The sequence below is a fragment of the Streptomyces sp. NPDC051940 genome (genome assembly GCF_040680895.1).
GTDB lineage: Bacteria > Actinomycetota > Actinomycetes > Streptomycetales > Streptomycetaceae > Streptomyces.
Genome location: NZ_JBFAXR010000089.1, coordinates 1 through 17,366 on the forward strand (window position 1 = coordinate 1; position 17,366 = coordinate 17,366).

Sequence of the window (17,366 nt, forward strand, 5' to 3'; positions counted from 1 at the left end):
CAGGGGGCACGAACAGGGGCAGCGGGAGCACGAACAGGGCGCACCGACCCACGCTCACCGCCTTGATCCCCTACACCACCACAAGGGACGCCATCCCCAACCCTGACTGGCTCCGGGAGGGGCTGGTGCCGTCGCTCGCTGCCCGGACCGAAACCAGGAGGCCGGCGGCGAGCGGTTAGAGCTCAGCCAGATCGGTCAAGGTTCACTGAGACAGGACGGCGAGCCCCACCAAACGGCACTCGCCGACACCGTTTTCTCCCATCCTGGGTGTCAGCACAAAGACCCCAGGCCCGATGCGCGCGCAGGCCATGAGCGATTCGAACGGCTCTGGTATCACGAACCATCGTCCGCGGACGTCACGGGACGGCCACGCAGTCGGGGTTCTTCCTGAGCTTCCGCCGGATCCGCCGGCACTGACGCCGCCAGCCGCGCTGGCCTTGCTCCGGTTCGTAAGCGCGGAGTACAGGTGTCGGCGTCTGCCCCGAGCAGCGCACGATCAAGGCGGTGACGGCCCAAACGGAAGCGGCTGGCGCTCTGCACGGTGATCGAGGTACGACGGACGACCGGAATCCAGCCACCCGCCCCATCCGTCCCGGGAGTGACCTGTGACCCGTTTCGCCTTCATCGGCCGCTGCTCCACCGAGGACCTGCAAGACCCCGAGGCCTCCCGCAACTGGCAGCTCACCCGCGCCCGCACCCTGATCGAACCGGCTGGCGGTGAGGTCGTGGCCGAGTACTTCGACTCCGGGCACTCTCGCGCCCTGCCGTGGAAGCGCCGCCCCCAGGCCGCCGCCCTGCTCCGGGCGCTGCGCGACCCCGGCCGCGGTTTCGACGCGGTGGTGATCGGGGAGCCGCAACGTACCTTCTACGGGGATCAGTTCGGCAACACCTTCCCGTTGTTCGTGCACTTCAACGTGCCCTTGTGGGTACCGGAGGTCGGCGGGGCGATCGATCCGGAGAACGAGGCCCACGATCTGGTGATGTCCGTCTTCGGCGGGATGAGCAAAGGGGAGCGCAACCGCATCAAGATCCGTGTGCGGACCGCGATGGCCTCCCAGACCCGGCTGGAGGGCCGCTTCCTGGGCGGGCGCCCGCCCTACGGCTACCGCCTCGGAGACGCCGGGCCGCACCCACACCCGGTCAAGGGCGCCGCAGGCACCCGCCTGCACCGGCTCGAGCCCGACCCGGTCGCCGGTCCGGTAGTGGCGCGGATTTTCGCCATGTACCTGCGCGGGCAAGGCATGCATGCCATCGCCGAGACGCTCACCCGAGAGGACATCCCCTGCCCGTCAGCCGCTGACCGGATGCGCAACCCCCATCGTGACGGCCGCGCCTGGAGCAAAGGCGCCGTGCGCTGGATCCTGTCCAACCCCCGCTATACCGGCCACCAGGTCTGGAACAAGCAGCCCAAGCGGGAAGTCCTCCTCGACATCGACGATGTCACCCTCGGCCACCGCACCCAGCAGTCCCTCAACCCCGTCGAGGAATGGATCTGGTCGGCTGATCCCGTGCACACGCCGCTGGTCAGCATGGAGATCTTCACCCGCGCCCAGGGCAAAGCCGCTGCCCGCCGCTCCCCCGGGCACCGCGCCGAGCGCATGCCCCGCAGCACCCACCGCGACTACGCCCTGCGCGGGCTGCTCTACTGCGGGCGTGCACGAACAAAATGCAGGGCACCTACAACAACGGACACGCCCACTACCGCTGCCGGATCACGGCCGAACAGCAACGCGTGACCGGCACCAACCACCCGCTGACCGTCTACGTCCGCCAGGACCGCATCCTGCCCGCCCTCGACGCGTGGCTGGCCCGCGTCTTCGCCCCGGGCCGCCTCCGCCAGACCCTGCGTGAGATGCGCGACGCTCAGCAGCTCCAGCCCCAGCCCACCACCGACACCCGCACCGCACAACGGACCGTCGCTGACTGCGAGCGCCGGCTGGAGCGCTACCGTAATGCGCTGGAGGCCGGAGCAGACTCCAAGACCGTCACCCGATGGATCAGCACCGTTCTCGCCCAGCAGACCGCCGCACGCGCCGAGATCGCCGCGGCCGAGGACCGCAGACCCGCTGTTCTCGGCGAGGCCGACATCGAACGCATGATCACGGCCCTCGGCGGCATGACCGACGCGATTCAGTCCGCGCCCTCCGGAGCGAAAGGGCCGCTGTACGACGCCTTCGGCCTGCGACTGACCTACAAACCGCAAACGCGGACCGTGATCGTTGAATCACAGCCCGCGCTCAAAATTGTAGATATTGAGTGTCCGAGGGGGGACTTGAACCCCCACGCCCGTTAAAGGGCACTAGCACCTCAAGCTAGCGCGTCTGCCATTCCGCCACCCGGACCGGTGGTCTGCCGCTGGCCCGTGGGCCGCGGTGACGAGAACAACGATACCAAGGATTTGGCGTGCCTTTCACCCTCGTTTCATGTCACTCTGCGTGAGCGTGGATGTGCGTCTTGCGAGGTCAGTGAAGGGCGCGTCCGTGAGCGATACCGGGGCGCCCCTCACTCACCGTCATCGGAGGGTGTCAGCCGCTCCCTGTCACGTCATGCGCAGCGCGCGCAGGTAGTCCGCCGAGCGGCTTGCCGTGGAGAAGCTGCCTGCCGGGTTCGCCGTCGGGCTTACCGCGTCGTCCCTCTCCACCTGCCAGTGGTGGTAGCGGCGCGTCGGGAGGGAGGTCAGGGCGCCGATGAAGCGGGCGTAGTCGATGTCGCCGTCGCCTACGTCCACCATGTGGTAGCCGTCACGTACCGCCGTGTCCTCCTCGCCGTCCTTCACGTGGAAGAGGGGGTAGCGGTCCGGCTGGGCCAGTACGTAGTCCAGGGGGTCGAACGGGGCCGCGACGCCGTCCGGGCGGACGCTGAAGCGGTACTGGCCCGTGTACGCCCAGTAGATGTCCATCTCCAGGTAGACCAGGTCCGGGTCCGTCTCCGACAGCAGGACGTCGTACAGGCGGACGGTCGGGTCGTCCGACGCGAAGCGGAACTCGTCTCCGTGGTTGTGCTGGTAGAACTTCATTCCGCGCGCCTTCGCCGCCGCGCCGTACACGTTGAACTCCGCCGCCGCCCGCTTCACCGCGTCCACCGTCGTGCCGTAGCGGAACGGGCTCGAGGCCGTGCCGATGTGCGGCAGGCCCAGGAACTGGGCGTCGTCGAGGACCTTCTCCAGCTGGGTGGCGAAGGTGTACGCGGCCGGGTTCGTGGACGAGTAGCCGACGTGGCTGCCGATGCCCTCCATCCCGGCGTCGCTCACCAGCTGCTTCAGCTGCGCGAGCGTGATCGCGCCCGCGCTGCCCTGGGTGTAGCCGGCGAACTCGATCTCGTTGTAGCCGTAGTCCGCCAGGGCCTCGAAGACCGGCGCGAAGCCGATCGTGGAGACCTTGTCACGGAGCGTGTACAGCTGGATGCCGAGCCGGCCCCGGGGGACGGTCCAGGTGTCGGCGGCCGCCGCGGGGGTGGCCGCGGCGCCCACGCCGGCTAGGGCCGCCGCCGTGGTTCCGGCCGCCACGCCGAGGAAGCGGCGGCGGTTGATCGCGTGGTCGAGGTCCGGGCTGTGCTTGGTGCGCTTGCGGCTCATGGTGAGGGGCTCCTTGTCTGTGGACATCAGTAGCCGGTCCGTCTGGTTCTCAGCAGCCTCCGCTCAGGTACTCCGCCGAGCGGCGGGCCGTGCTGAACGAGCCCGCCGGGTTCGTGTTCGGGTCCACGGCGTCGTCCCTCTCGACCAGCCAGTTGTGCGTACGGCGGCCGAAACGGGTGCCGGTCACCGCGGCGGCGAAGCCCGCGTAGTCGATGTCGCCGTCGCCGACGTCCGTCATGTGGTAGCCCCACGACGAGGCCGCGTCGTGTTCGCCGTCCTTCACGTGGAAGAGCGGGTAGCGGCTCGGGTCTGCCAGGACGTAGTCCAGCGGTTCGAACGGCGCCGGGGTGCCGTCCGGGCGGACGCTGAAGCGGTACTGGCCGACGTACGCCCAGAAGATGTCCATCTCCAGCTTGACCAGGGCGGGGTCGGTCTCCGCCAGCATCAGGTCGTAGATCCGGACCGAGGGGTCGTCGCTGCAGAAGGCGAACTCGTCCGAGTGGTTGTGCGTGTACCAGGTCATCCCGCGGGCCTTCGCCGCCGCGCCGTACTCGTTGAACTCGGCCGCCGAGCGCTTCACGGCGTCCACCGTCGTGCCGTACCGGAACGGGCCCGCCCAGGTGCCGATGTACGGCATGCCGAGCGCCGCCGCGTCGTCCAGCACCTGGCCGAGGGTGCTCGCGAACGAGTAGTCGCCGGTGTGCGAGACGTGGCTGCCGATCGCCTTCAGGCCGTGGTCCGTCGCCAGGCGGCGGAGCTGCGGCAGGGTGATGGGGCCGTTGCCCTGGGTGTAACCGGCGTACTCGATCTCGTCGTATCCGTACTTCTCCAGCTCCTCGAAGACCTTCGCGAAGCCGACCGTGCCCACCTGGTCGCGCACGGTGTAGAGCTGGATGCCCAGACGGCCGGGCGGCACGATCGGGCTGCGGCCCGGGGCGCTCGCGGCGGCCGGGGTCGCGGCGGCCCCCGTGAGGGCGGCCGCGGTGGCGCCGGCGGCCACGCCGAGGAAGCGGCGGCGCTTGAGTTTGCGGGCCAGGGCGGTGTTGTCGTCAGCAGTCATGGTTCGGGGCTCCTTGGTCTGCCGAGGGTTCGGCGGTCGGGGTTGCGGTCGGGAGGCCGGCGAGGCTGAGGAGGAGTTGCTTCACGTCGGTGGCGTCCACCGGCGTCCTCGGGCCCGCCGGGTCCGTGGTCAGCAGTACGGGGCCGTCGTCCTCGTCGTCCGGGAGGCGGCCGTGGCTGCCGCGGACGGGTGCGGGGTCGAGGGGGACGACGGCCATGCGGTAGCGCAGGCCCGCCTTCTTGCGGGCCAGGGCCGTCGCGGCGCGGACCTTCACATACGGGTCCGCGGGGTCCATGAACAGCTCCGCCGGGTCGTAACCCGGCTTGCGGTGGATCTCCACCAGCTGCGCGAAGTCCGGGGCGCGGGCGTCGTCCAGCCAGTAGTAGTACGTGAACCAGGCGTCGGGGTCGGCGAGTGCGACCAGTTCGCCCGAGCGGGGGTGGCCGAGGCCGTGGGCCTTCTTGCCCTCGTCGTCCAGCAGCGCCTGTACGCCGGGGAGGTCCGCGAGCGCCTCGCGGGTACGGTCCAGGTCCGCCGGGTCGCGGACGTAGACGTGGGCGATCTGGTGGTCCGCCACGGCGAAGGCGCGGGAGGCGGTGGGGTCCAGGTACTCCATCCCGTCCTGGGTGTGGACCTCCAGCAGGCCCGCGCGGCGCAGGGCGCGGTTGATGTCGACGGGGCGGGTGGCGTTCGTGATGCCGTACTCGGAGAGGACCACGGTGGTTGCGTCGGCGGCGCGCGCGTCGGCCAGCAGGGGGCGTATCGCATCGTCGAGGGCGCGCGCGGCGGCGTGCGAGCGCGGGTCGTCCGGTCCGTAGCGCTGCAGGTCGTAGTCCAGGTGCGGGAGGTAGACCAGGGTGAGGTCCGGTTTACGGGTGGTGAGGAGGTGGCGGGAGGCGTCGATGATCCACTGGCTGGACTCGATGCCCGCCCGCGGGCCCCAGTACGAGAAGAGGGGGAAGGTGCCGAAACGGTCCGTCAGTTCGTCGTGCAGGGACGCCGGACGGGTGTAGCAGTCCGGCTCCTTGCGGCCGTCCGCGTAGTAGACCGGGCGGGGGGTGACGGTGTAGTCGGTGTCGGCGCCCATGGCGTACCACCAGCAGACGTTCGCCACCGTGTAGCCGGGCTTCGCGCGGCGGGCCGCGTGCCAGAGCTTGTCGCCCTGTACGAGGGCGTTGTGCTGGCGCCAGAGGAGGACCTCCCCCAGATCGCGGAAGTACCAGCCGTTTCCGACGATCCCGTGCTCCGCCGGCGGCGCACCGGTGAGGAACGTCGCCTGCGCCGTACAGGTCACCGCCGGCAGCGGGGGACGGAGGGTGGCGTACGAACCCTCCTCCGCGAGTGTCCGCAGCGCCGGCATGTGCGCGAGGAGGCGGGGGGTCAGGCCGACGACGTCCACGACGAGCAGACGGCGACCGGTTTCATCGTTCCGTGAGGGCGGCGTTGTCACGGCAGCTCCTTCAGGCCGAGGGACGTCAGCAGGTCGCGTACCACCGTCAGCTCCGCCGCGATGCCGGCCGCCAACTGCGCGCGGTTACGTGGGCGGAGGGCGGGCGGCAGGGCGTGCCACGTGTACGTCTCGACCTCCAGGTGGTGCGTGTACGCCGCGGCTCCGCCCACCAGATGGCGCAGCGTGTCCTGCAGCACGGGGAAAGTCGCCGCGAGGGGCGGCTCCAAGGGCGCGTGCAGGGGGACGTGGAAGTGCGAGCGCCATTCGGGTGTGTCCTGCGGCAGGCCGCCCTCCAGCGCCTCCGGGAGGTCGTCCGTCGCCTGTACGCCGGCGGGTGTGAGGGAGCGCGTCTGGTGCAGGAAACGGGGCTCGGCGAAGGCGGCGAGCGCCTCCCGTACGGCCGCGTCCCGCGGATCGCATGCCTGCAGGGCGGCGGAGAGCTGGGTCTTGACGATCGGCACGCCCGCCGTGCGCAGCGCGGGGACGGCGGTGTGCGGGTCCTCGTAGGAGGTGGCCAGATGGCAGGTGTCGACGCAGACGCCGATCCGGTGCGCGGGCGGGGCGTCCTCTCCCGTGAGGGCGGCGATCGCGTCGGCGGTCGTCTCGACGGTGCAACCGGGCTCCGGTTCCAGGCCGACGCGGATCGAACGGCCCGTGAGCTCCTCGATGGCGTCCAGGCGGGAGGCGAGGGTGTGCAGCGCCTCCAGGGACTTCTTGCGGCGCGTCTCGTCGAAGTCCGTCCGCCAGGCCAGGGGGAGGGTGGAGATGGTGCCGTCCGTCACGTCGTCGGGGAGGAGGGCCGCCAGCAGGCGGGCCAGGTCGACGGTGTGGTCGAGGCGTTCGGGTTCGGTCCAGTCGGGGCGGTAGACGCGGTACTTGACGACCTCGTCGCCGAAGCCCTGGTACGGGAAGCCGTTGAGGGTGACGACCTCCAGGCCGCGCCGGTCCAGCGTGCGCTTCAGGCGGCGCAGGGCGGCCGGGTCGGCGCCGAGGGTGCGGGTGACGTCGCGGGCCAGCCACAGCCCGACGCCGAGCCGGTCGCGGCCCAGCAGGCGGCGTACCGCCTCGGCGTGGTCGCGGAGCAGGGCGAGCACGCCGTCGTAGTCCTCGGCGCGGTGGACGTTCGTGCAGTAGGCGAGGTGGACGAGGGAGCCGTCGGGGTGGCGGAAGCGCATGGGTCAGCTGCCTCCCCGGAGGATGGAGTTGCCCTCGAACGTGCCCTCGGCCGGCTTCTCCGCGTCGAGCTCCAGCCGGCCGCTCTGGCCGTAGAAGGCGACCGGGTTGCGCCACAGGATCCGGTCGACGTCGTCCTCGGTGAAGCCGGCGGCGAGCATCGCCAGGCCGGTCCTGCGGGTCTTGAGCGGGTCGCTCTTCCCCCAGTCGGCGGCGGAGTTGACCAGGACGCGGTCCATGATGTCGCGGCCGTACTCGCGGAGGATCGCGACCATGCGGTCCTCGTCCATCTTGGTGTCGGGGTAGATGGAGAAGCCCAGCCAGACGCCGTTGTCAGTGGCGGCCGCTACGGTCGTCTCGTTGAGGTGGTCGAGGACGACGCGCTCCGGCGCCAGGGCCGACTCGCGCAGTACGTCGAGGGTGCGGGCGACACCCCTGGCCTTGTCCCGGTGGGGGGTGTGGACGAGGGCGGGGAGGTCGTGGTCGGCGGCGAGCTGCAGCTGGGCGGCGAGGGCGTGGTCCTCGGCCGGGGTCATGGAGTCGTAGCCGATCTCGCCGACGGCGACGACGCGGTCCTTGACCAGGTAGCGGGGGAGTTCGGCCAGGACGGGGGTGCAGCGGGGGTCGTTGGCCTCCTTGGGGTTGAGGGCCAGCGTGCAGTGGTGGGCGATGCCGTGCTGGGCGGCGCGGAAGGGTTCCCAGCCGAGGAGGGAGTCGAAGTAGTCGAAGAACGTGGCGGGCGAGGTCCGGGGCTGGCCGAGCCAGAAGGAGGGCTCGACAAGGGCGCGTACACCGGCTTCGTGCATCGCGACGTAGTCGTCGGTGGTGCGGGAGGTCATGTGGATGTGGGGGTCGAAGATACGCATCGGGAGCTCCGTTGGTCCGGGTCGGTGCGGTTCGGTCCTTGGCAGGTCGTCGGCCCTTGTCTGTCTGGCGGCTCTGGTCGGTCTGGCGGCCCTTGTCTGCCTGTCCGCCCTGGTCGGTCTGTCGGCCCTGGTCAGTCGGCGGACTGGGGGCCGGTGAGGGCCAGGACGCGGCGCAGGTCCTCGGGTACGGGGCGGCCCGCGGCCTCACGTTCGGCGGCGTAGCCGGTGAGCATGCGGGCCAGCTCGGTGTCGCCGCGGGCGCGGTCGGCGAGCGAGGCGACCTCGTCGACGGGGACCTCGGTGAAGAGGCATTTGAGTACGGCCTGCCGCCAGGCGTGCGGGTCGAGGTGCTCGGCCGCGTACGGGCCGAGGGCGGCGGCTACGAGCCGGGTGTCGTTGGTGCGCAGGGCGTCCTCGATCAGGGGGACGGCCTCGGCGCCCAGCTCGAGGTGGGGCAGGGCGTGCAGCACGGCACGCCGTTCCGCGGCGTCACCGCGCGTGTAGATACGCGTGGCGGTGGCGGCGTCGGCACGGGCTGCCTGCAGCAGGAGCAGCCGTACGGCATCGGCTGCCTCGGCCCCGCAGGCCCTGCGGGCGGCGGTGAACCGGAGCTCCCAGGAGGCGGGGGCGGCCGACGGGGCGACGTGTGCCCCGCCGGCGGTCGGGGCTGGGCCCGCGGCTTGTGCGGCGCGGGCCCCGCCGGGACCGGGAGCGGTGGATTCCCGCATCTCGTCGGGGACGGGGGCCCCCTGGGAGGGTGGGCCCTGCCCGGGGGCGGGCGTTGAGCCCGGACCGGCCGCCGCGCCCCCGTGCCCGGTCGACGCCTCCGTCAGCGCCGCTGCCAGCCAGGCTCTGGCCTCCGGCTTCAGGCGGGCCTCCACCGCGGCGCGCAGGGCGGCGGGTGTCTGTTCCGCGGTCATGGCTGTAGACCTCCTCGTGCGGTGGCGACCGCCTCCGCGGCGCGGAGGAACGGGAGGGACGCGCGGGCCAGCTCCGGGCCCGCGTGCGAGTGGCGGGGCAGTTCGACGCTGATCAGCCCCCGGTACCCGGTCGACTGCAGCGCCTGCAGCACCGGCGGGAAGTCGATCTCCCCGTCCCCGAAGGGCAGATGCTCGTGCACCCCCCGGCACATGTCCTCGATCTGCACATGCGCGAGCCACGGCGCCGCCGCCCGTACGCAGTCCGCCGGCGACAGCGGCTCCAGGCACTGGCAGTGCCCGATGTCCAGCGTCAGCGCCAGCGCCGGCGGGTCGGCCAGGGCCGTGCGCAGCTGGTGGAAGGTGCGCAGGTCGTACAGGAGATGGCCGGGCTCGGGTTCGACGGCCAGCGGGATACCCGCGGTGTCCGCCGCCTCGAGGACCGGGCCGATCGCGTCCGTCAGGACGTTCCACGCCGTGTCCTCCGCCATCCCCCGGGGCCGTACACCGCTGAACGCGTGCACGGCCCCCGCGCCCAGCTCCCCCGCCACGTTGATGGCCGTGAGCAGCAGGTCCTGGCGTGCCTTGCGCGCGTCGGGGTCCGCGTCGAGCAGCGTGGGGTGGTGCTTGCGCGCGGGGTCGAGGACGTACCGCGCGCCCGTCTCCACCGTCACCCCCAGCCCGGCGTGCCGCAGCGCGCGGGCCACGGCCGCCGTACGGGCGGACAGGTCGGGGGCCAGCGGGTCGAGGTGCATGTGGTCGAGGGTCAGGGCGATGCCGTCGTACCCCAGGTCCGCCAGCAGCGTGATCGCGTCGGTCAGCCGCAGGTCGGTGAGGCCGTTCGTGCCGTAGGCGAGGCGCAGGGCCGTCATGTCACGCTCACCTTTCTCGCCTGGCGGCGGGCGATCGGGATGAGGGTCAGCAGCACCCCGGCCGTCACCGGCGCGCCCCGGCGTGCGGTCAGGGCCGCCTGCAGCGGGAGCATCGCCTTGATGCCGCTGCCCACGGCCCGCTGGGTGAGGGGGGCGCTCGGATTGAGGACCGCGTGGGCGTACGGGCGGACGGCCGCCCCCGCGTACGCGAGGCACGCCGCGGTCGTCACGTCGTGCGCGGTCGTGGAGGGCGCCGTCGACGCGGGCACCGCGATCGCGTCCGCGGACGTGCGCCGCAGCGTCTCCGCGATGGCCAGGGTCGCCGCGAGGGCGGCCGCCGGCGCGCCCGCCGAACCACCCCGCGCCTCGTGCCGCGAGACGGCGGTGACGGCGTAGGTGTGCGCGGCCAGCACCCCGGCCGCACGGAGGGGCGCGGACCCGGGTGGTCCCATGCCCGAAGCCACCGCCCCCATCAGCAGATCCAGTCCCCGCGCCGCCGCCATCGCCCCCGGCCCCGCCGCGGTCTCCTTCAGCCGCAGGTCGTACGCCCACACCGCCCCCGCCAGCGCCGCCCCCACGGCCAGCGTCCGGCGCCCGGCCGCCGCGGCCAGGCCCAGCCCCGCGCCCGTGAGCACCACGGCCGCCGTCAGGGCCGACCGGGGACGGATACGACCCGAGGGGATCGGCCGGTGCGGGCGTTCCACGGCGTCGACCTCGCGGTCGGCGTAGTCGTTGAGGGCCATCCCGGCCTCGTACAGGCAGACCGAGGCGCCGATCGCCAGGGCCGTCCCCCGTCCCGGCCGCACCCCGGCCGCCGCCGCCCCCGCGAGCGCGTCGCCGGGGACGGTGAACAACGCGGGCAGCCGCAGCAGTTCGGCCCATGCGCGGGCGGTACGCCGTGGGCCACCGGCCGGTGCCGCCCGACGGTTCTCCGGCTCCCCCGAGTGAGTCGGAGAACCGGCGGACGCGTCCTCGGACACCCCCCGGCGATCCGTCGCCGATCGCCGGTCACGCCCCGAGCGCCCCAAGCCCGCCGAGCGCCCCGGTCGCGCCACGACCACCACCGCCGCCGCCAGGCAGGCCACGCCCGCCCACACACCCGACCGCCTCACGACGACTCCCCCGCCGGCCGCCGCACGCCACCTACGAGCGGAGAAGCCTCCCCCGCACCCCGCAGCCGCCCCGCGAGCCCCACCAACTCCTCCCACTGCCCCGCCAGATCCCCCGGCCCCGAATCCGGATCCTTGAAGTAGAACCCGAGCCCCGGCACCGCCCCCGTCATCCCCGTCTCATGCGCCCGCGCCAGAATCCGGACCAGATCGAGCACCAGCGGCGCCGCGAGGGCCGAGTCGCAGCCCTGCCAGATCGTCTGCAGGACCATCCGCGTGCCGAGGAAGCCCTCGAAGGCGATGTGGTCCCACGCCGTCTTCCAGTCCCCCATCGCCGGCACGTCGTCGATGTGGACCTCGCCCTCCGGCACGAAGCCGAGGGTGTCGGCGAGCACCCGCTCCTTCCCCGCGTTCTTCGCCGCCGCGGCGCCCGGATCGCCGAGGGCCGCGCCGTCTCCCCCGCCGAGCAGGTTCGACCCGGACCAGGCCCGTACGGTCAGCGCGCGGCGTGCGAACATCGGCGCCAGCACCGCCCGTAGCAGCGTCTGCCCGGTCTTGCCGTCGCGCCCGGCGTACGGCAGCCCGCTGGAGGCGGCCAGGGAGCGCAGCTCGGAATGGTGCAGCCCCGTCGACGGGGTGAAGTTGACGTACGGGCAGCCGGCTCGCAGGGCCGCCGCCGCGTACAGCGAGCTGGGCGGAAGGGTGTCGCCGTCGGCGGCCGGCTCGGTCGACGCGACGTTCACCACGACCGTCCGCGCCAGCCCCCGCCGCCGCGTGAACTCGGCGATGTCCGCCGCGAAGCCCTCGATCAGCTCCTCGTCCGAGCACGAGGACCCGGCGGACCCCGACGACCGGATCTCCTCGTCGGCCGCCACCAGTTCGGCGTGTACGGCGGCCGGCAGCCCGTGCGGCACCACCCCCGCCGCCGCCAGCTGCTCGGCCCGCTTGGGGGTCGGCGTACAGGAGATGTCATGGCCGCCGAAGACGAGGCCGTCCAGCGGCGGCAGCGGGCAGTCGGCGAAGACGGGTGTCTCGGTGACCATGCCGGTGGGTGGCTGCAGCCCGCCGGCGAGGGCGGCGCAGCCGGTGATCACGGTGGTGGCCACGGAGCCGCGGGCGCCGATGAGCCACACGCCGGTCGACGACTGCCCGTCGCGGACCTGAGCAGTACCGTCGCGGGCCTCTACAGAACAGTCGCGTGCCTCAACAGAACCGTCGCGGGCCTCTGCAGAAGGGGATCGGGTCACGGAAGTCCTCCAAACGTCCCTGGTCGGAGTGCGATTTGCGCCGTTCATCCCAGAGCCTCGCCGCACGCGGGCACGCCGGACACCGCTCCCTCACCCACATGAGACCCGGCGGCGGCGGGGACCCGGGACCGCGTCCCGGGTGCCCCGCCCACCGTCACTTCACGGCAGCTCGAGCACCCGCACGTTGCGGAACGACACCTTGTCGTTCGCCCCGTGGTTCTGGATGCCGACGTAGCCGTCGGTCAGGCTGCGCACCGGATCGGTGTTGGTGAAGTCGTTCACCAGCGCGCCGTTCAGATAGACCCGCAGCCGCTCGCCCTCGACGCGGATCTCGTAGGTGTTCCACTCCCCCGGCGGGTTCAGCGCGGCGTCCCGGGCCGCGATGTCAGCCGACTGGAAGGAGTAGACGGCGCCGGTCGTACGGTCCGGGGCGTCGGTGGCGTCGATCTGGATCTCGTAGCCCTTGTTCACCGCGGACCAGGGGTCGTCGGAGGCGGGGAAGCCCACGAAGACGCCGGAGTTGGAGTCGCCGTCGGCCTTCCAGTCGAGCTTCAGCGAGTACGAGCCGAAGGACTTCGCCTCGTACCAGAGCATCCCCAGCCCGCCGACGGACGTCAGGGTGCCGTCCGCGAGGGTGAAGGATCCGGGTCCGGCCTGCTTCCAGCCGGCCGTCGACGTCCCGTCGAAGAGCGGGGTGTAGCCGTTCTCCGGCCGGCAGTCGGCGTTCGACTCCCCGGTGGCGTAGCGGATGCCGCCGAGCAGGTGCGCGAGGAAGGCGGGCTCGGCGTACGACGCCTTGGTGTGGCCGAGGCCGGTGTAGAAGGAGCGCCCGCCCCGGTAGTCCTGGCACCAGGCGATCGGGTGGTCGCCCGCCATCGTGCCGCCGCTGTACGAGCTCTCGTCGAGCGCGGCGAGGACGTGTACGGCGGAGCGCGGGTTGGCGCGGAAGTTGTACCACTCGTCGGTGCGCTGCCAGGTCGCCCCGAGGTGGGAGGTGGCGGGGTTGCCCCGGTCCTCCACCTTGATCGTGGCGGGCTGGATCGCCGGGTGGCCGCGGAAGTAGGCGCCGACGAGGCCGCCGTAGAACGGCCAGTCGTACTCCGTGTCGGAGGCCGAGTGCACGCCGACGTAGCCGCCGCCCTCCTCGATGTACTCCTCGAAGTAGTGCTGCTGCTTGTCGTTCAGCACATCGCCGGTGGTGGACATGAAGACGACCGCGTCGTACTTGTTCAGGTACCGGGGGTGGAAGACGGAGGCGTCCTCGGTGGCGTCGACGGCGAAGCCGTTCGCGGCGCCGAGCGCCTTGACGGCGGCGACGCCGTCGGGGATGGAGTCGTGCCGGAAGCCGGCGGTCTTGGAGAAGACCAGGACGCGGGCTTCCTCGTCCGCCGCGCCGGCGGTCGGGGCGTTCATCGAACCAAGGCTCCCCAGGACTAGTGCCGCCGCGGCGGTCGCGGCGAGCTTCTTCAACTTCCTCGGGATGGTGGACTGCCGTACGTGTGACATCGCGGGTTGCTCCCTCTGCATACGGTGGACATACGGTGGAGGTGAGTCGTCAACGTCGTGCAGCGGCGCGCCGCCGCGCCCGTGGGCGCGTCTGACGGCGGTGGGGCACCGGTCATCGCCCCGGCGGCCGGGCCCCTGGGTACGGGGGGCCGCCGGGTCGGTCGTACGAGGAACGGAGGGTCTCAGTCACCACCTCCGAACGCCGCGTCGAAGGACGCCTGCGGCGGGTCGAAGTCCAGCTCCTTGAGCTTGCGCAGTGCCTCGGGCGCGCCCTGCAGCCGGTCCATGCCGGCGTCCTCCCACTCGACGGAGATGGGTCCGTCGTAGCCGATGGAGCGCAGCATCCGGAAGCAGTCCTCCCACGGCACGTCGCCGTGCCCGGCGGAGACGAAGTCCCAGCCGCGCCGCGGGTCGCCCCACGGCAGATGGGAGCCGAGCCGGCCGTTGCGGCCGTCGAGGCGCTTGCGCGCCTCCTTGCAGTCGACGTGGTAGATGCGGTCCTTGAAGTCCCACAGGAAGCCGACCGGGTCGAGGTCCTGCCACACGAAGTGCGAGGGGTCGAAGTTCAGCCCGAAGGCGGGACGGTGGCCGATGGCCTCCATCGCCCGGTGGGTGGTCCAGTAGTCGTACGCGATCTCGCTGGGGTGGACCTCGTGGGCGAACCGCACGCCGACCTCGTCGAAGACGTCGAGGATGGGGTTCCAGCGGTCGGCGAAGTCGGCGTACCCCTTGTCGATCATCGACGGCGGTACCGGCGGGAACATGGCGACCAGATGCCAGATCGACGATCCGGTGAAGCCGATCACGGTGTCCACACCGAAGGCGGCGGCCGCCCGCGCGGTGTCCTTGATCTCCTGTGCGGCGCGCTGCCGCACGCCCTCGGGCTCGCCGTCGCCCCAGATCCGGGCCGGCAGGATGCCCTGGTGGCGCTCGTCGATGGGGTTGTCGCAGACGGCCTGGCCGACGAGGTGGTTGGAGATGGCCCAGCACTTCAGGCCGTACTTCTCCAGCAGGGCGTGGCGGCCTTCGATGTAGCCGGGCTCGTTCAGCGCCTTGTCGACCTCGAAGTGGTCACCCCAGCAGGCGAGTTCCAGCCCGTCGTAGCCGAAGTCGCGGGCGAGCCGGGCCACCTCCTCCAGGGGCAGGTCGGCCCACTGGCCGGTGAAGAGTGTGAAGTTGCGGGGCATACGGCAGCGCTCCCTCGAAGCGGTGAGATGCGGTCGAAAGCGGTCAGGCGACGTGCGTGTACACGGAGTTCTTGGCTGCGCTCTCCTCGACGGCGCTCAGCACCCGCTGCACCTGCAGCCCCTCCTCGAAGGAGGGCGAGGGCTGCTCTCCCGAGGCGATGGCGTGGACCAGGTCGCGGGCCTGGTGGACGAAGGTGTGCTCGTAGCCGAGGCCGTGGCCCGGGGGCCACCAGGCCGCGAGGTACGGGTGCTCGGGCTCGGTGACGAGGATGCGCCGGAAGCCTGCCGAGACGGCGGGCTCGGTGTGGTCGTGGTACGACAGCTCGTTGAGCCGTTCGAGTTCGAAGGCGATCGAGCCGTGTTCGCCGTTGAGCTCGATCGACAGGGCGTTCTTACGGCCTGCCGCGAACCGGCTGACCTCGAAGGAGGCCAGCGCGCCGGAGGCCAGCCGGCCGGTGAACAGGGCGGCGTCGTCGACGGTCACGGGACCGCGGCCGGTGCCGCCGGAGGCGGCGAGCCCCGAGGAGGCGGCGGGCAGCGGGCGCTCCTTGACGAACGTCTCGGTCATCGCCGACACCCCGACCAGCGGCTCCCCCGCGAGATGCTGGGCTAGGTCGACGATGTGCGCGCCCAGGTCGCCGAGGGCGCCCGAACCGGCGTGCTCCTTCTGCAGCCGCCAGACCAGGGGGAACTCGGGGTCGGTGATCCAGTCCTGCAGATACTGGACCCGGACGTGCCGCAGCGCCCCGAGCTTCCCCTCCTCGACGAGCTGTCTGGCGTACGCCAGCGCCGGGACGCGGCGGTAGTTGAAGCCGACCATGGCGATCTGGCCGCGGGCGGCCGCGGCGCGGGCCGCCTCCACCATGGCCTCTGCCTCGGCGACGGTGTTGGCGAGGGGCTTCTCGCACAGGACGTGCTTGCCGGCCTCCAGGGCGGCGATGGCGATCTCGGCATGGCTGTCGCCCGGCGTGCAGATGTCCACGAGCTGGATGTCGTCGCGGGCGATCAGTGCACGCCAGTCGGTTTCGGCGGCGCCCCAGCCCAGCCGGGCGGCGGCGGCGTCCACCTGCTCCCGGTCGCGGCCGCACACCGCGGCCATCCGTGGCCGCAGCGGCAGGTCGAAGACCCGGCCGGCGGTGCGCCAGCCCTGGGAGTGGGCGGCGCCCATGAACGCGTACCCGACCATGCCGATGCCGAGCTCGGGCGCGGGTTCTTCCTTCGACATAGAACTCCTTGCGTGTGTGGGTGGTCAGGGGGCGCCGGCCCCCGGCGCCCGCCGCCGCGGGGCGGACGGTGCCGGGGACGCCCCGTGTCCGACAGCGGCCTACTTGAACCCGGTCGGCATGTACTGGTCGACGTTGGTCTTGTCCACCACCGCCGAGTACAGCGTCACCGAGGCCGGGATCTCGAACTCGGCCATGCCGTTGATGCCCTTGGCCTGGCCCAGGGCACGGGCCAGGTCGATGGCGGACGCGGCCATCGTCGGCGGGTAGAGGACGGTGGCCTTGAGCACCGTGTTGTCGGCCTTGATGTTGTCGAAGGCGTTCTTCGAGCCGGCGCCGCCGACCATCAGGAAGCCCTCGCGGCCGGCCTGCTTGATGGCCTGCAGCGCGCCGTCGCCCTGGTCGTCGTCGTGGTTCCAGAACGCGTCGAACTCGGGGACGGCCTGCAGCAGGTCGGTCATCTTCTTCTGACCGGACTCCACGGTGAACTCGGCGGCCTGCCGGGCGACCTTCTTGATGTTCGGGTAGTTCTTCAGCGCGTCGTCGAAGCCCTGGGTGCGCTGCCGGGTGAGTTCGAGGCTGTCGATGCCGGCGAGCTCGATGACCTTGGCGTCCGGCTTGTCCTTCAGCGCCTCGCCGATGTAGCGGCCGGCGTTCAGGCCCATGCCGTAGTTGTCGCCGCCGATCCAGGTGCGGTACGCCTGCGGGGAGTCGAAGATCCGGTCCAGGTTGATCACCGGGATGCCGGCCTGCATGGCCTTCAGACCGGTCTGGGTGCCGGCCTTGCCGTCGGCGGGGAGGATGATCAGGACGTCGACCTTCTTGTCGATCAGGGTCTGGATCTGGCCGTCCTGGGCCGCGGCGTCGTTGGAGCCCTCGGTGATCTCGAGGGTGACGTCCTTGTACTTGCCGGCGCGGTTGCGGGCGTTGTCGTTGATGGCGTTCAGCCAGCCGTGGTCGGCCTGCGGGCCGGCGAAGCCGATGGTGACGTGCTTGCCGGGCTTGTCGTCGGCGACCTGGGCCTGCGTGTCCTCCTTCGGATCGTCGTTGCTCTCGTTGCTGGTGCAGGAGGTGAGGAACGCCGTGGCGGAGACCGCTGCGGCCCCGAAGAGCATGTTTCTACGGCTGGGCAGGGAGCTTGAGGACATGGCGTGTCGACCCTTCATCGCGTCGATGGAGCAA

15 protein-coding genes and 1 tRNA gene are annotated in these 17,366 nt (G+C 71.8%); 2 read left to right on the plus strand and 14 right to left on the minus strand.

Annotation, left to right across the window (positions count from 1 at the left end):
• Positions 1-605 precede the first annotated feature (605 nt).
• Both AB0M28_RS28055 and AB0M28_RS28060 read left to right on the plus strand, forming a co-directional pair.
• The gene (locus tag AB0M28_RS28055) at positions 606-1,736 is read left to right on the plus strand and encodes a recombinase family protein (protein WP_365410764.1); all 1,131 of its coding nucleotides are present in this window, start codon (positions 606-608) and stop codon (positions 1,734-1,736) included.
• Positions 1,733-2,293 carry a hypothetical protein gene (locus AB0M28_RS28060; protein ID WP_365410767.1) on the plus strand — a complete coding sequence of 187 codons (561 nt, stop codon included), beginning with the start codon at positions 1,733-1,735 and terminating at the stop codon, positions 2,291-2,293. The genes AB0M28_RS28055 and AB0M28_RS28060 overlap by 4 nt, the downstream gene beginning before the upstream one ends.
• Here the strand turns inward: AB0M28_RS28060 and AB0M28_RS28065 are convergent.
• From AB0M28_RS28065 to AB0M28_RS28130, 14 genes are all read right to left on the minus strand, one after another.
• A tRNA-Leu gene (locus AB0M28_RS28065) sits at positions 2,258-2,342 on the minus strand. The two genes, AB0M28_RS28060 and AB0M28_RS28065, sit on opposite strands and share 36 nt — an antisense overlap.
• Before the next feature lie 197 nt (positions 2,343-2,539).
• Complete coding sequence (locus AB0M28_RS28070) at positions 2,540-3,574, minus strand: sugar phosphate isomerase/epimerase (protein ID WP_365410769.1); 1,035 nt, start codon at positions 3,572-3,574, stop codon at positions 2,540-2,542.
• A gap of 49 nt (positions 3,575-3,623) precedes the next feature.
• Positions 3,624-4,634 carry a sugar phosphate isomerase/epimerase gene (locus AB0M28_RS28075; RefSeq protein ID WP_365410772.1) on the minus strand — a complete coding sequence of 337 codons (1,011 nt, stop codon included), beginning with the start codon at positions 4,632-4,634 and terminating at the stop codon, positions 3,624-3,626.
• Positions 4,624-6,084: a nucleotide pyrophosphatase/phosphodiesterase family protein gene (locus tag AB0M28_RS28080; protein ID WP_365410775.1), complete on the minus strand. Its 1,461-nt coding sequence runs from the start codon at positions 6,082-6,084 to the stop codon at positions 4,624-4,626. The genes AB0M28_RS28075 and AB0M28_RS28080 overlap by 11 nt, the downstream gene beginning before the upstream one ends.
• Complete coding sequence (eboE, locus tag AB0M28_RS28085) at positions 6,081-7,259, minus strand: metabolite traffic protein EboE (RefSeq protein WP_365410778.1); 1,179 nt, start codon at positions 7,257-7,259, stop codon at positions 6,081-6,083. The genes AB0M28_RS28080 and eboE overlap by 4 nt, the downstream gene beginning before the upstream one ends.
• Before the next feature lie 3 nt (positions 7,260-7,262).
• On the minus strand, positions 7,263-8,123 hold the full coding sequence (locus tag AB0M28_RS28090; protein WP_365410781.1) for a TatD family hydrolase: 861 nt from the start codon (positions 8,121-8,123) through the stop codon (positions 7,263-7,265).
• A gap of 131 nt (positions 8,124-8,254) precedes the next feature.
• Positions 8,255-9,043 carry an EboA domain-containing protein gene (locus tag AB0M28_RS28095; RefSeq protein ID WP_365410783.1) on the minus strand — a complete coding sequence of 263 codons (789 nt, stop codon included), beginning with the start codon at positions 9,041-9,043 and terminating at the stop codon, positions 8,255-8,257.
• On the minus strand, positions 9,040-9,912 hold the full coding sequence (locus tag AB0M28_RS28100; protein ID WP_365410786.1) for a sugar phosphate isomerase/epimerase family protein: 873 nt from the start codon (positions 9,910-9,912) through the stop codon (positions 9,040-9,042). The genes AB0M28_RS28095 and AB0M28_RS28100 overlap by 4 nt, the downstream gene beginning before the upstream one ends.
• On the minus strand, positions 9,909-10,784 hold the full coding sequence (locus AB0M28_RS28105) for an SCO3242 family prenyltransferase (protein ID WP_365410838.1): 876 nt from the start codon (positions 10,782-10,784) through the stop codon (positions 9,909-9,911). The genes AB0M28_RS28100 and AB0M28_RS28105 overlap by 4 nt, the downstream gene beginning before the upstream one ends.
• A 236-nt stretch (positions 10,785-11,020) precedes the next feature.
• Positions 11,021-12,154 carry an inositol-3-phosphate synthase gene (locus tag AB0M28_RS28110; protein ID WP_365410841.1) on the minus strand — a complete coding sequence of 378 codons (1,134 nt, stop codon included), beginning with the start codon at positions 12,152-12,154 and terminating at the stop codon, positions 11,021-11,023.
• A 273-nt stretch (positions 12,155-12,427) separates the two neighbouring features.
• Positions 12,428-13,681 (minus strand): ThuA domain-containing protein, encoded by a 1,254-nt coding sequence (locus AB0M28_RS28115; RefSeq protein WP_365410844.1) that lies wholly within the window; start codon positions 13,679-13,681, stop codon positions 12,428-12,430.
• A 275-nt stretch (positions 13,682-13,956) separates the two neighbouring features.
• Positions 13,957-14,961 carry a sugar phosphate isomerase/epimerase family protein gene (locus AB0M28_RS28120; protein ID WP_365410789.1) on the minus strand — a complete coding sequence of 335 codons (1,005 nt, stop codon included), beginning with the start codon at positions 14,959-14,961 and terminating at the stop codon, positions 13,957-13,959.
• A gap of 43 nt (positions 14,962-15,004) precedes the next feature.
• Positions 15,005-16,186 carry a Gfo/Idh/MocA family oxidoreductase gene (locus AB0M28_RS28125; protein WP_365410792.1) on the minus strand — a complete coding sequence of 394 codons (1,182 nt, stop codon included), beginning with the start codon at positions 16,184-16,186 and terminating at the stop codon, positions 15,005-15,007.
• A 99-nt stretch (positions 16,187-16,285) separates the two neighbouring features.
• The gene (locus AB0M28_RS28130; RefSeq protein ID WP_365410795.1) at positions 16,286-17,332 is read right to left on the minus strand and encodes a substrate-binding domain-containing protein; all 1,047 of its coding nucleotides are present in this window, start codon (positions 17,330-17,332) and stop codon (positions 16,286-16,288) included.
• Positions 17,333-17,366: the final 34 nt, after the last annotated feature.